Raw genomic sequence first — 12089 nt, 5'->3', positions numbered from 1 at the left:
CGCACCGCGACGTTGGCCGAAACGCCCGCCACCCGGCGGGCGTTTTTCATCGCGCCTCGTCGCCGTCCGGGCCGTAGAACAGCACCCAGCAGGCGAAGTCGTCCGAGAAGTCGACGAAGCGGTGCTCGACCCCGGCCGGTACGAACAAGAGCTCGCCCGGTTCGAACGGCTGGCGGGTGTCGCCGCAGATGGACTCGCCGTGACCGCTGGCGATCAGATACACCTCGTCGCGGCGATGCGGCTGCTGCCTGTTGACGCCGATAGGGCGGTACAGCTCGACCTCCAGCGTGCCGTGGCGCAGCAGGGTGATGAACGGCGCATCGTGGCCGGCGAGCGCGGCGTGCGCGTTGGCGAGGGTCAGACGTTGTTCCATGGCGGTATTCCGGCGGCGAAAGAGGGACCCTCACTCTAGCCGCCAGGCTGATGGCTCGACAGTGACAGCGGGTGTCGGTGGCCGCGGCGACAGTGGCTTCGACCAGGCTGATGCGCCGTTTCCTGTCCGGTCCGCGCCGGTAGCGCGTCGCCTGAGCGCCGCGCCACCGCTTTGCGGTATCCTTACTCCTTTGCCGTTTTCACGTTTTTGACAGTCATGCACATCCACATTCTCGGCATCTGCGGCACTTTCATGGGCGGCCTTGCCGCCATCGCCAAGCAGGCCGGCCACCGCGTCACCGGTTGCGATACCAACGTCTACCCGCCGATGAGTACCCAGCTCGAGGCGATGGGCATCGAGTTGGCCCAGGGCTTCGGCGCCGAGCAGATCGAACTCAATCCCGACATCTACGTGATCGGCAACGTGGTCACCCGCGGCAAGCCCTTGATGGAGGAGATCCTCAACCGCGGCCTGCCGTATATCTCCGGCCCGCAATGGTTGGCCGAAAACGTGCTGCACGACCACTGGGTGCTGGCGGTGGCCGGCACGCACGGCAAGACCACCACCAGCTCGATGCTGGCGTGGATCCTGGAAGACGCCGGCCTCGCGCCCGGTTTCCTGATCGGCGGCATCCCGGAAAACTTCGGCGTGTCGGCGCGGCTGCCGGGCGTGCCGGCGCAGGACCCGGCGAGCGAGAGCCCGTTCTTCGTGATCGAGGCCGACGAGTACGACACCGCCTTCTTCGACAAGCGCAGCAAGTTCGTCCACTACCGGCCGCGCACCGCGATCCTCAACAATCTGGAATTCGACCACGCCGACATCTTCGCCGATCTCGCCGCGATCGAGACCCAGTTCCACCACCTGGTGCGCACCGTGCCGGGCAACGGGCGCCTCGTCGCCAACGGCCGCGAGGCCAGCCTCGAGCGGGTGCTGGCGCGCGGCTGCTGGACGCCGGTCGAGCGCTTCGGCGGCGACGCCGGCTGGCAGGTCGGTGCGGTCGACGCCGACGGCAGCTTCGAGGTGAGGCTCGACGGCGCGCTGCAGGGCCGGGTCGAGTGGTCGCAGCTCGGCGAGCACAACCGCCTGAACGCGCTGGCCGCGATCGCCGCCGCCCGCCATGTCGGCGTCAAGGTGACCGACGCGATCGCGGCGCTCGGCCGCTTCCGCACGGTGAAGCGGCGCATGGAGGTGAGGGGCGTGGTGAACGGCGTCACCGTCTACGACGACTTCGCCCACCACCCGACCGCGATCGCGACCACCGTCGCCGGGCTGCGCGCCAAGGTCGGCGCCGGCACGCGCATCCTGGCGGTGCTCGAGCCGCGCTCGAACACGATGAAGCTCGGCACGATGAAGGACGCGCTGCCCGGTTCGCTCGCCGCCGCCGATAAGGTGTTCTGCTATGCGGCGAACCTGGGCTGGAACCCGGCCGACGCCTTGCTGCCGCTCGGTGACCAGGCGCAGACCTTCGACGACCTCGACGCGCTGATCGCGGCGGTGGTCGCTGAGGCGCGCCCGGGCGATCAGGTGCTGGTGATGAGCAACGGCGGCTTCGGCGGCATCCACGGCAAGCTGCTGGACAGGTTGGCTTAAGTAACTGCACCACGCGACAAGGTTGGCCGAACCGGGCATGTGCCGGTTCGGCCAACTTTTTTTTTTTTTTTTTGCGGCTACGCTGCCGCCCGCGCTACCTCGGCCTTCACCTGGCGCACGAAGTCCTGCACCAGCAGCGAATGATCCTCTTCTCGGTAGACCAGCCACACCGCGGTGCGCGCCTCCGGGTCGGCGATCGCGCGGTAGGTGACGTTGTCGAGCTGGATGCGTTGCTGCAGCGCCGGCAGGATGGACACGCCGAAGCCGGCGGCGACCAGCGCGATCTGCGTCGACGCCTCGCGCGCTTCCTGCGCGATGCGCGGCGTGAAGCCGGCGTGGCGGAACAGGCCGATGATCTGCTCGTACAGGCTGATGCCGATCGTGCGCGGAAACAGCACGAAGTCGTCGCCGGCGAACGCATCGAGCGGCAGCGCCTCGCCCGGCGCGTGCTGCGCCAGCGGATGGTCGCTGCGCATCGCGATCACCATCGGCTCGTGCATCAGCTCGATCGCGGTCAGCGCCTCGGGCAGCTCGGCCGGGCGGATCAGGCCCACGTGCAGGCGTCGCTCCATCAGCGCGTCGATCTGGTCGACGGTGTTCAGTTCCTGCAGCGCCAAGCGCACGTCCGGGTGGCTCTGCCGGAAGGCGTAGATAGAGCGCGAGAACACCGCGGTGAACGGCGCCGACACGGTGAAGCCGAGCCGCAGCTCGCCGATCTCGCCGCGGTGCGCGCGCGCCGCCTGTTCGACCGCGCTGTCGAGCCGCGCGATGATCGCGCGGGTCTCGGCGAGGAACAGCCGGCCCGCCTCGGTCAGCTCGACGCGGCGGTTGGTGCGGTTGAACAGCCGCGCGCCGATGCCATCCTCCAGCGCGCGGATCTGCTGGCTCAACGGCGGCTGGGTGATGCCGAGCCGTTCGGCGGCGCGGCCGAAGTGCAGCTCCTCGGCGACGGCGATGAAATAGTGCAGCTGGCGCAGTTCCATGGATTGAGTCGTAAAAGCTATCAAATAGGTCGATTACTATTATCGACAGCAATCAATGGCCTTTCTACACTGAGCTTGAATATCCCTGTTATGGCCTGACGCCGCCTTGGTGCGTCGGGCTCCTCCCGGTTCCGAAAGCTATGAGTAGAAATATCGACGGCGTGCCGTTGCCGCAGCGCTATGGGGCGATCCTGGTGATCGCGCTCGGCGTCAGCATGGCGGTGCTCGACGGCGCGATCGCCAACGTGGCGCTGCCGACCATCGCGCGCGACCTGAACGCGAGCCCGGCCGCGTCGATCTGGGTGGTCAACGCCTACCAGCTGGCGATCACCATCTCGTTGCTGGCGTTCGCCTCGCTCGGCGACATCGTCGGCTACAAGCGCATCTACCAGTGGGGCCTCGCGGTATTCACCGTCACCTCGGTGGGGTGCGCGCTGTCCGATTCGCTGATGACGCTGACCGTTGCGCGTGTGTTGCAGGGCTTCGGCGCGGCGGCGATCATGAGCGTCAACACCGCGCTGATCCGGGTGATCTACCCGAAGGCGCAGCTGGGGCGCGGCATGGGCTACAACTCGCTGCTGGTGGCGCTGTCGTCGGCGGCCGGCCCGACCATCGCCGCGGCGATCCTGTCGGTGACCTCGTGGCAGTGGCTGTTTGCGATCAACCTGCCGATCGGCCTGATCGCCTGGCTGATCGCGCTGCGCGCGCTGCCGGCCAACCCGCACCAGGTCAGCCACCGCTTCGACATCAAGAGCGCGCTCTTGAACGCGCTGACCTTCGGCCTGTTGATCTTCAGCGTCGACGGCTTCGGCCACGGCGAGAGCCCGCTGTTGGTCGGCGCGCTGCTCGTCGTCGCGCTGGCTATCGGCTACGTGTTCGTGCGCCGCCAGCTCGATCTCGCCGCGCCGCTGCTGCCGGTCGACCTGCTGCGTATTCCCTTATTTGGCCTGTCGGTCGGCACCTCGATCTGCTCGTTCACCGCGCAGATGCTGGCGCTGGTGTCGTTGCCGTTCTACCTGCAGTCGCTCGGCTACGGCCCGGCCCAGATCGGCCTGTTGATGACGCCGTGGCCGCTGGTGATCATGGTGGTCGCGCCCTTGTCCGGCCGCCTGGTGGAAAAGTACTCGCCGGGCCTGCTCGGCGCGATCGGCCTCTCCCTGTTCGCGGCCGGCCTGCTGTCGCTGTCGCTGCTGCCGGCGCAGCCTAGCCACCTCGACATCGTCTGGCGGATGGCGCTGTGCGGGATCGGCTTCGGTTTCTTCCAGTCGCCGAACAACTACGCGATGCTGTCGGCCGCGCCGGCGCACCGCAGCGGCGGCGCCAGCGGCATGCTCGGCACCGCGCGGCTGCTGGGGCAGACCACCGGGGCGTCGCTGGTGGCGCTGCTGTTCAATCTGTTTCCGCATAACGGCACGAGCATGGCGCTGATTGTCGGCGCGGTGTTTGCGCTCGGTGCGGCCGGGGTGAGCTGCTTGCGGATGGCGAACGGGGTCGGGCGGGTGGTGGCTAGCCACTGAGCACTGAGCCTGTTCGGCCAACGTGGGCTAAGGTGTCGGGATGAACATACGCCGCCTTGTCCCCGCCGATGCCATTACCTACCGGCAGCTGATGCTGGAAGCGTACGAGCGTCATCCCGACGCGTTTACCTCGAGCGTTTCGGAACGCTCGGTGCTGCCGATTTCGTGGTGGGAGTCGCGTCTAGCCGAATCTGAGACCGTTTTCGGCGCGTTCGACGGCGAACTGCTCGCCGGCGTTGCCGGCATCGCCTTCGACACGCGCGAGAAGGCCCGCCACAAGGCCACGCTGTTCGGCATGTACGTCCCGGCGCGATTCCGTCAGACAGGCTTGGGGCGTTACCTGGTCGAGGCGGTGCTGGAGCATGCCCGAGGGCGCGGCGGCATCCGAACCGTCCAGCTCACCGTCACCGACGGCAATGCCGCGGCGCGCCGACTGTACGAACGCTGCGGTTTCGTCGAATTCGGGCTGGAGCCGCTGGCCGTCATGGTGGGCAGCGAGTTCGTGGCGAAGCTGCATATGTGGTGCGATCTGAACGGGCCGGCCTGATGCGGCTGCTCAACGCCGTACGCTCACCCCGATGTCCAGGCGACAAAAAACCCGGCGCTGTCCCGTGCGCCGGGTTTTTTGTTTCGGCCGCCGAAGCCGCCGTTTACCGCAATCAGCCGCGGCTCTGCAGGCCGAGGCGGTGGCGGCGGAACACCCAGCGCTCCCAACATTCGCGGCTGCCGTCGTCGAACGGCGCGATCAGCCGGGCGCTGACCACGCTGCCGCCCTGGCCGTCGTCCTGGCTGTGGCTGATCTCGATCGGCAGGTTCAGGGCCAGTGCCGAGTCGAGGTTGGGGAACAGCGTCAGCAACAGCCGCTCGCCGGCCGGCAGGGCGGTCGGGTCGTGCCAGGCCAGCGCCTCCAGGCCGACCCGGCTGGTGCATTGCGGCGGGCGCTCGTGGTGGCGCGCCAGCAGGCCGAGCTCCAGCGCCAGGTCCAGCTTGGCCTCGACGCGCAACAGCAGCGGGTCGCTGTTGTCGCGGGTCTCGGTCGGTGCCGCCAACAGGCGCAGCGCTAATCGGGTCTCGCGGTCGAGCCGGGCCGGCAGCGCGTCGAGCGGACGGCTGATTAGCGGCAGTTCGGCGTCGAAGCTGACCGTGTCGAGCGGGGGCAGGGTCGGCGGCATAGGGTTCTCCTTACAGGAATAGATGGCGGACGCCGTCGAGTCCGACATGGTTGATCGCCACGTCGGCCTGACGGCGCACCACCGGCTTGGCGCGGAACGCGACGCCGACGCCGGCTTCGGCCAACATCAAGAGGTCGTTGGCGCCGTCGCCCATCGCGATCACCTGCTCGGGTCTCAGACCCAATTCGTCACGCACCTCGATCAGCAGCCGCGCCTTGGCGGCCGCGTCGACGAGGTCGCCGACCAGGCGGCCGGTGAGCTTGCCGTCCTTCACTTCCAGAGTATTGGCAAAGGCGTAGTCGAGGCCAAGGTCTTCCTTCAGGCGCTCGGTGAAGAAGGTGAAGCCGCCCGACACCAGCATGAAGCGCAGGCCGTGCTGGCGACAGGCGGCCAACAGTTCGCGCGCGCCAGGCGTCAGCGCCACCTTGTCGTTGTACACCGTTTCGAGCTCGCGCTCCGGCAGGCCTTCCAACAGCGCGACGCGCTCGCGCAAGGACGCCGCGAAGTCCAGCTCGCCGGCCATCGAGCGCTCGGTGATCGCGGCGACCTTGTCCTTCACGCCGAGCCGGTCGGCGATCTCGTCGATGCACTCGATGGTGATCAGCGTCGAGTCCATGTCGGACACGATCAGGCCGAAGTCGGCGAAGTAGCGCTCGCTCGGCACGTACGCCGCGTCGAGCTCGTGACCCTCGCACCATTCGAGCACCGCGTCGCGGTTGGCCGGGCTGGCCGACACCAGCCGCGCCACGCCGGCGGCGGGGCGGTCGATCCCGCCGGCTTCGGTGAGCTCGGCCAGTTCGGACAGGTCGACGGTATCGAGTTCGGCGGACTGGACCACCAGGGTGTAGGAGGTGTTCGGCATGGTTCGGGGCAGCGCTGGTGTTGAGTGGATGCCCCGATTATGCCATGCACGCTCAGCCGCCGCTGCGGCAGCGGCGCACGACCCAGGCGTCGAGCGACAGCAGCCCCGGCCCGAACAGCATTGGCACCAACAGTTCGCTGCCCCAGTAGTAGTGGTAGGAGCGGGTGATCTCGTTCAGCGCCGGGTAGCTGATCACCGCTACCGCGTTGAGGATGAAGAGGCCGGTGGCGGCGAAGCGGCCGGCGAGTCCCAGCACCAGCAGCGACGACAGCCCGAGCTCGCCGCAGGTTGCCAGCACCGCCGCTACCGCCGGCGGCAGCAGCGGCACATGGTATTCCTCGGTGAACAGCGTCAGCGTGGTGTCCCAGTCGTCGATCTTGGTCAGCCCCGACTTGAAAAACACGCTGGCGAGGAACAGCCGCAGCCCCAAGAGCAGCAAGGGCCGCAGTGAGTCGGCGAGGCGGATCGGCGCGGCGAAGGCGGCGATCAGGCGGCACAGCGCTTTCATGGTGGTTCTCCCGTCAGGCGGCCAGTGCCCCCAACTGTAGCAGCGTCACCAAGAGCGGCTGCAGGTCGAAATCGGCGTTTAGCGCGAGCGCGGCATCGGTCGCCGCCTCCAGCGTCGCGCCTTCAATCAGCGCGGCGGTGCATGCGGCGTCGGCGTCGGAGAGCGCAATCAACCCGGCTTCGAGATCGGCCTGGCGGTAGACCAGCGCGTTCTCGCCGCCGCTGCCGAGGTCGACCCGGCTCGGGTCGCCGCCGGGGCGGTGCGCCTGCCAGATCTCGACGATCGGCCAGTTGGCCGAACGGACCAGCGCGCAGGCCGGCTGGAACACGAAGCACAGCTCGCCCCAGCGTTCCGGGTCGGTTTCGGCCAAGGTCGTCGGGTCGAACGGCGCGGCGTCGGCGGCGTAGTAGGCGCGATGCAGCGCCCACTCGAGTCGCGCCAGCTCGGCCAGATAGGGCAGCGTCTTGGCCGGCTCGAAACCGTCGAGGAAGTCGCCGAAGCCTTCGCCGTAGCGATGCAGATTGCCGCTCGCCGACGGGGTGCGCTTCACGTATTCGCGCGCCAGGCCGGTGAGGAATTCATCGCCGACCAGCTGCCCGATCACCGGGTAGATCACCTTGACCGTGTCGATCAGCCCGACCCGGTAGTTGTTGCGGTACACCGTGAGGCCGTCGGCGGCGAAGCCGTCGTCGGGGGCGGTCGGGGCGTGGATCGCGGCTATCAGCCGAATCTGCCAGTGCTGCCAGTCGCTCATCGCCCGTCCTCCATGGCTGTCCAGGCGTCGAGCCGGCGCTGCGCTTCTCTCGATTCGGCGAGCAGGGTGTCGAGCGGCGGGATGTCGATGTCCCACTCGATCAGCGTCGGACGCGGGCCGAAGCGCTGCAGTACCGTCTCGAACAGTGCCCAGACCGCCTCGTGCACCGGCCGGCTGTGCGTATCGACCAGCAGGTCGCCGCGCGTCGAGTAGCCGGCCAGGTGGTACTCGCCGATCGCGTCGGCCGGCAGCGCGGCGAGGAAGGCGTCGACGTCGGTGCCGAGGTTCTGCTGGTTGACGTACAGATTGTTGACGTCGAGCAGCAGGCCGCAGCCGGTACGCTCGACCAGGCCGGCGAGGAATTCGCCCTCGGTCAGTTCATTGGCCGGGTATTCGAGGTAACTCGACAGGTTCTCGAGCAGGATGGGGCGGCCGAGTGCGTCCTGCACCTCGGCAACGTGGCCGGCGATGGTGTCGAGCGCGGCGCGGGTGTACGGGATCGGCAACAGGTCGTTGGTGTAGCGGCTGCCGGCGTGGTTGAACGCCAGGTGTTCCGACACCGCCGCCGGGTCGACCGCGTCGACCAGCCGCGCGAGCGACGCGAGGTGGTCCGGATCGGGCCGGCTTGCCGAACCCAGCCCCAGGCCGACGCCGTGCAGCGACAGCGGGTAGCTCGCCGCGACGCGTTGCAGCATCGCCAGCGGCAGGCCGCCGTCGAAGAAGTTCTCGCTGTGTACTTCCAGCCAGCCGGTGGCCGGGTGGCTGTCGAGCACCAGCTGGTAGTGCGGGGCGCGCAGCCCGATGCCGGCGTTGACGGGCAGTTGGGTCGGGGTCTTGGTCATGTCGGCTTATTTCTTGCTGGTGCCGGCTTGCAGCAGGTCGCGTCGGCGCCGCGATCATGCCAATGGCGACGAGGCAATCCGCGCTCGGGAGGCGTTCATGATGGCCCTCCTGTCAGGGCCGGGGCCGGGTGGCCCTTCGGCCAACCCCGCCCGCTACGACGGGATATTGCTTACTTCTTCGGCTGCAGCATGCCGCCCATCTGCTGGCAGCTGCCCTTGGCGACGTATTTGAAGTCACCCGGGTCCTTGTCGGTCTTGGCTTGGCCGGCGCAGCTGTGCAGGCCGGTCGCCGACGCGCAGTCGTTCTTGCCGGCGGTGGCGATGCCATAACACTTGTCTTTTTCGGCGGCCTGGGCGGCCGGTGCGGCAACAACGCCCAGCGCAACGACGGCACCGAGGGCAGAGGCGATCAGGGTGCGGGATGCTTTCATGGTTGTTTCTCCTGTGGTGGTGGTGGTGGACGGCGAAGGCCGTTTCCGCTGAGTCAGTCGGCGTAGGCCGACTTTTCTTACAGCGCGACGCGAGTATAGGCAAGTCGGGGGGGATTGCTCCAAGCAATCGTCACAGCGGTTAAAGCCGATGGACGCGCGCTGTGCACTCCGATGAGACAGCCTATCTCGCGTAAGACCTCGGCATAACGGAGTGGTTCGGTGCAGCAAAACCAGCGGGACAGTTCGAGAGCCGCCTTGCTGCGGCGCCTTTGCCACAGTGCCGTAGAAAAAACGGAGATTGTAAGACAACCCAGATTGCATGAGTTACATGAATCGAATATAAAGCATTCGCTTCATAGTCGAAGCGTCAGATCACAGGAAATCATAATGAAAAGAATCGTCTTGCTCGCTGCCTCGCTGTTTGCTGCCACGGGGGTGGCGCAGGCCGCCGAGTTCAGCCCGCTGACCGACGGCTACGCGGCCGCGGCGCGGTTGAGCCTGGCACAGGGTGTCGGGGTGGAAGTGCACAAATCGCTGATCCAGGACACGCTAAACGCGCGCCTCGGCGTGTTCGGCGCGTCCTGGTCGGCCGAGCGCAGCAATTCGGGCATCAACTACGATGCCAAGCTGAAATTGTTCAACACCGAGCTGCTGGCCGACTACTACCCGCTGGGCGGCGCGTTCCGCCTGTCGGGCGGCGTGGTCTACAACGGCAACAAGCTGGACCTGAACGGCAAGCCGAACAACGGCAGCTTCACCATCAACGGCCACACCTACAACGCCAGCGAAGTCGGCCAGCTGCAGGGTCGGGTCGATTTCAACAAGGTGTCGCCTTACCTCAGTATCGGTTGGGGCAACCCGACTGCCAGCGGCAAGGGGCTGAGCTTCGTCGCCGATATCGGCGTGCTGGTTAACACCTCGCCGAAGGCGCGGCTGAACGCGACCTGCGGTGCGCTGAGCCAGGCCGATTGCGCGCAGCTGCAGAACGACGTCGCCGCGCAGCAGCAGAAGCTCAACGACGACGTCGGTAAGTACAAGGTGTGGCCGGCGGTGTCGCTAGGCGTCGCTTACCGCTTCCAGTAAGTAACACCGAAGCGGCAATACGAAGGGGACCCGAGCGGGTCCCCTTTTTCGTCGGCATGATTCGGGCCGCTTACTGCAAGCGCGCCAGCAGCCGCTCGGCCACCGCCTCGGATGAGGCCGGGTTCTGGCCGGTGATCAGCAGGCCGTCTTCCTCGACGTGCGACTGCCAGTCGGCGCCCTTCTGATACAAGCCGCCCTTGGCCTTCAGCGCGTCTTCGAGCAGGAACGGCACCACCTCGGCGAGCCCGACCGCGGCTTCCTCGCTGTTGGAAAAACCGGTGACCCGGCGGCCGGCCACGATGGCCCGGCCGGCGGCGTCGCGCACCTTCACCAGCGCCGCCGGCGCGTGGCAGACCGCCGCCACCGGCTTCTGCTGCGCCAGGAAGGTGTTGATCAGCGCCTGCGAGTCGGCGTCGTCGGCCAGGTCCCACATCGGGCCGTGGCCGCCCGGGTAGAACACCGCGTCGAACGCGTCGGCGTTGACGTCGACCAGGATCAGCGTGTCGGCGAGCTTGGCCTGCAACGCGCTATCCGCGTTGAAGCGGCGGGTGGCCGGCGTCTGCGACTCGGGCAGCGCGCTCTTCGGGTCGATCGGCGGCTGGCCGCCCTTGGGCGAGGCCAGCGTGATCTCGACGCCGGCGTCGGCGAGAGCATAGTAGGGTGCGGCGAATTCCTCGATCCAGAAGCCGGTCTTGTGGCCGGTGTCGCCGAGGCGGTCGTGGCTGGTTAGCACGAACAGCACGTTCTTCATGGGGGATTCCTTTCAGCGTGGGCAAAACGGCCCGGCGGGAGGGCCGGGCCGTCTTGACTCACAAGGTTGGGTAGTCGGTATAGCCCGCCGCGCCGCCACCGTAGAAGGTGTCCGGGTTCGGCTCGTTAAGCTCGCTGTCTTCGGCCAACCTTTGCACCAGGTCCGGGTTGGCGATATAGCTGCGGCCGAAGGCGGTGGCGTCGATCAGGCCGGCCGAGATCAGCTGTTCGGCCTTGTCACCGCTGTAGCCGCCGGCGGCGACGATTACGCCAGGGAAGCGCGCGCGCAGCGCCTGGCGGAACGCCTCGCTGTATGCCGGGCCGCCGGCCCAGTCCGGCTCGGACACGTGCAGGAAGGCGATGCCGCGCTTGGCGATCTCGCTGACCAAATAATAGGCGGTCTCTTCCTGGCCGACGTCGGACAGGCCGTTGAACACGCCCAGCGGCGAGATGCGGATGCCGACGTGGGCGGCATCCCATTCGGCTATCACCGCGTCGAGCACCTCCAGCGTCAGCCGGGCGCGGTTTTCGACGCTGCCTCCGTACTGGTCGGTGCGTTGATTCGCTTCCGGCGACAGGAACTGGTTGAGCAGATAGCCGTGCGCTGCGTGGATCTCGACGAAGTCGAAGCCGGCGCGGCGCGCGTTGTCGGTGGCGCGGCGGTAGTCCTCGATCAGGTCGTCCAGCTCGGACAGCTCGAGCGCCCGCGGCGTCGAGGTCGGCTCGCGTACCAGCTCGCCCTGCGCGTTGCGCACGGTGGTGCGGGTGTCGGCGGCGATCGCCGATGGCGCTTCCGGCGGCTGGCCGTCCGGTTGCAGGCTGGTGTGCGAGATGCGGCCGACGTGCCACAGCTGCAGCGCCATGCGGCCACCCTGGGCGTGCACCGCCGCGGTGACCGGCTGCCAGGCTTTCACCTGTTCTTCGCTATAGATGCCCGGCGCGCCGGCGTAGCCCTTGCCCTGCGGCGAGATCTGCGTCGCCTCGGCGATGATCAGGCCGGCGCTGGCGCGCTGGGCGTAGTACTCGGCCATCAGCGCGGTGGGCACGTCGCCCGGTTCGACGCTGCGCAGGCGGGTGAGCGGGGCCATGAACACGCGGTTGGGCAGCGTCACGGTGCCGACGTTGAGGGGGGAGAGCAGTTTGTCCAGCGCCATCATGTTTCCTTTCGAATAGACCGGTCGTCTCAAAAAGTGCGTCAATAAAAGCCCGTGGGGACACGGGCGG

14 protein-coding genes are annotated in these 12089 nt (G+C 67.6%); 4 read left to right on the top strand and 10 right to left on the bottom strand.

What is annotated here, in order from left to right; genetic code table 11:
* Positions 1 to 46 precede the first annotated feature (46 nt).
* Entirely contained in the window at positions 47 to 373 is a 327-nt protein-coding gene (locus tag ACZ2IA_RS04040; protein WP_470291288.1) for a cupin domain-containing protein, read from the bottom strand.
* Positions 374 to 589: 216 nt separating this feature from the next.
* Between ACZ2IA_RS04040 and mpl the strand changes: the two genes are divergently transcribed.
* On the top strand, positions 590 to 1963 hold the full coding sequence (mpl, locus tag ACZ2IA_RS04035; RefSeq protein ID WP_470291287.1) for a UDP-N-acetylmuramate:L-alanyl-gamma-D-glutamyl-meso-diaminopimelate ligase: 1374 nt from the start codon (positions 590 to 592) through the stop codon (positions 1961 to 1963).
* A 77-nt stretch (positions 1964 to 2040) separates the two neighbouring features.
* Here mpl and ACZ2IA_RS04030 read toward each other — a convergent pair whose 3' ends face one another.
* Positions 2041 to 2946: a LysR family transcriptional regulator gene (locus ACZ2IA_RS04030; protein WP_470291286.1), complete on the bottom strand. Its 906-nt coding sequence runs from the start codon at positions 2944 to 2946 to the stop codon at positions 2041 to 2043.
* Between the two features lie 140 nt (positions 2947 to 3086).
* On the opposite strand from ACZ2IA_RS04030, the gene ACZ2IA_RS04025 reads away from it, so the two are divergent.
* The gene (locus ACZ2IA_RS04025; protein WP_470291285.1) at positions 3087 to 4463 is read left to right on the top strand and encodes an MFS transporter; all 1377 of its coding nucleotides are present in this window, start codon (positions 3087 to 3089) and stop codon (positions 4461 to 4463) included.
* A gap of 40 nt (positions 4464 to 4503) precedes the next feature.
* On the top strand, positions 4504 to 5010 hold the full coding sequence (locus ACZ2IA_RS04020) for a GNAT family N-acetyltransferase (RefSeq protein ID WP_470291284.1): 507 nt from the start codon (positions 4504 to 4506) through the stop codon (positions 5008 to 5010).
* A 112-nt stretch (positions 5011 to 5122) separates the two neighbouring features.
* Here ACZ2IA_RS04020 and ACZ2IA_RS04015 read toward each other — a convergent pair whose 3' ends face one another.
* From ACZ2IA_RS04015 to ACZ2IA_RS03990, 6 genes are all read right to left on the bottom strand, one after another.
* On the bottom strand, positions 5123 to 5635 hold the full coding sequence (locus tag ACZ2IA_RS04015; protein ID WP_470291283.1) for a PilZ domain-containing protein: 513 nt from the start codon (positions 5633 to 5635) through the stop codon (positions 5123 to 5125).
* A gap of 10 nt (positions 5636 to 5645) precedes the next feature.
* On the bottom strand, positions 5646 to 6497 hold the full coding sequence (serB, locus tag ACZ2IA_RS04010; protein ID WP_470291282.1) for a phosphoserine phosphatase SerB: 852 nt from the start codon (positions 6495 to 6497) through the stop codon (positions 5646 to 5648).
* Positions 6498 to 6549: 52 nt separating this feature from the next.
* On the bottom strand, positions 6550 to 7005 hold the full coding sequence (locus tag ACZ2IA_RS04005) for a DoxX family protein (RefSeq protein ID WP_470291281.1): 456 nt from the start codon (positions 7003 to 7005) through the stop codon (positions 6550 to 6552).
* A 13-nt stretch (positions 7006 to 7018) separates the two neighbouring features.
* Positions 7019 to 7759, bottom strand: coding sequence for an HvfC/BufC N-terminal domain-containing protein (locus ACZ2IA_RS04000; RefSeq protein ID WP_470291280.1), 741 nt, complete (start codon positions 7757 to 7759; stop codon positions 7019 to 7021).
* Entirely contained in the window at positions 7756 to 8601 is an 846-nt protein-coding gene (gene bufB, locus ACZ2IA_RS03995) for an MNIO family bufferin maturase (protein WP_470291279.1), read from the bottom strand. Before bufB ends, ACZ2IA_RS04000 begins: the two co-directional genes overlap by 4 nt.
* 170 nt (positions 8602 to 8771) lie before the next feature.
* Positions 8772 to 9032 (bottom strand): BufA1 family periplasmic bufferin-type metallophore, encoded by a 261-nt coding sequence (locus tag ACZ2IA_RS03990; protein ID WP_470291278.1) that lies wholly within the window; start codon positions 9030 to 9032, stop codon positions 8772 to 8774.
* Between the two features lie 387 nt (positions 9033 to 9419).
* Here ACZ2IA_RS03990 and ACZ2IA_RS03985 point away from each other — a divergent pair, with 387 nt between their 5' ends.
* Positions 9420 to 10115: a hypothetical protein gene (locus ACZ2IA_RS03985; protein WP_470291277.1), complete on the top strand. Its 696-nt coding sequence runs from the start codon at positions 9420 to 9422 to the stop codon at positions 10113 to 10115.
* A 70-nt stretch (positions 10116 to 10185) separates the two neighbouring features.
* On the opposite strand, the gene ACZ2IA_RS03980 is transcribed toward ACZ2IA_RS03985, so the two are convergent.
* Together ACZ2IA_RS03980 and ACZ2IA_RS03975 are read right to left on the bottom strand one after the other, a co-directional pair.
* On the bottom strand, positions 10186 to 10866 hold the full coding sequence (locus tag ACZ2IA_RS03980) for a type 1 glutamine amidotransferase domain-containing protein (RefSeq protein ID WP_470291276.1): 681 nt from the start codon (positions 10864 to 10866) through the stop codon (positions 10186 to 10188).
* Positions 10867 to 10924: 58 nt separating this feature from the next.
* Entirely contained in the window at positions 10925 to 12019 is a 1095-nt protein-coding gene (locus ACZ2IA_RS03975; RefSeq protein ID WP_470291275.1) for an alkene reductase, read from the bottom strand.
* Positions 12020 to 12089 lie beyond the last annotated feature (70 nt).

This window comes from Crenobacter sp. CS_VA4 (genome assembly GCF_055597485.1).
This window is presented reverse-complemented; position numbering and strand designations above follow the sequence as displayed.

Bases quoted from the DNA above. Each gene is read 5' to 3' on its own strand.
- ACZ2IA_RS04030 (WP_470291286.1), bottom strand. From the start codon at position 2,946: ATGGAACTGCGCCAGCTGCACTATTTCATCGCCGTCGCCGAGGAGCTG.
- ACZ2IA_RS04000 (WP_470291280.1), bottom strand. From the start codon at position 7,759: ATGAGCGACTGGCAGCACTGGCAGATTCGGCTGATAGCCGCGATCCAC.
- ACZ2IA_RS03980 (WP_470291276.1), bottom strand. From the start codon at position 10,866: ATGAAGAACGTGCTGTTCGTGCTAACCAGCCACGACCGCCTCGGCGAC.
- ACZ2IA_RS04020 (WP_470291284.1), top strand. From the start codon at position 4,504: ATGAACATACGCCGCCTTGTCCCCGCCGATGCCATTACCTACCGGCAG.
- serB (WP_470291282.1), bottom strand. From the start codon at position 6,497: ATGCCGAACACCTCCTACACCCTGGTGGTCCAGTCCGCCGAACTCGAT.
- ACZ2IA_RS03990 (WP_470291278.1), bottom strand. From the start codon at position 9,032: ATGAAAGCATCCCGCACCCTGATCGCCTCTGCCCTCGGTGCCGTCGTT.
- bufB (WP_470291279.1), bottom strand. From the start codon at position 8,601: ATGACCAAGACCCCGACCCAACTGCCCGTCAACGCCGGCATCGGGCTG.
- ACZ2IA_RS04005 (WP_470291281.1), bottom strand. From the start codon at position 7,005: ATGAAAGCGCTGTGCCGCCTGATCGCCGCCTTCGCCGCGCCGATCCGC.
- ACZ2IA_RS03985 (WP_470291277.1), top strand. From the start codon at position 9,420: ATGAAAAGAATCGTCTTGCTCGCTGCCTCGCTGTTTGCTGCCACGGGG.
- ACZ2IA_RS04040 (WP_470291288.1), bottom strand. From the start codon at position 373: ATGGAACAACGTCTGACCCTCGCCAACGCGCACGCCGCGCTCGCCGGC.
- mpl (WP_470291287.1), top strand. From the start codon at position 590: ATGCACATCCACATTCTCGGCATCTGCGGCACTTTCATGGGCGGCCTT.
- ACZ2IA_RS03975 (WP_470291275.1), bottom strand. From the start codon at position 12,019: ATGGCGCTGGACAAACTGCTCTCCCCCCTCAACGTCGGCACCGTGACG.
- ACZ2IA_RS04015 (WP_470291283.1), bottom strand. From the start codon at position 5,635: ATGCCGCCGACCCTGCCCCCGCTCGACACGGTCAGCTTCGACGCCGAA.
- ACZ2IA_RS04025 (WP_470291285.1), top strand. From the start codon at position 3,087: ATGAGTAGAAATATCGACGGCGTGCCGTTGCCGCAGCGCTATGGGGCG.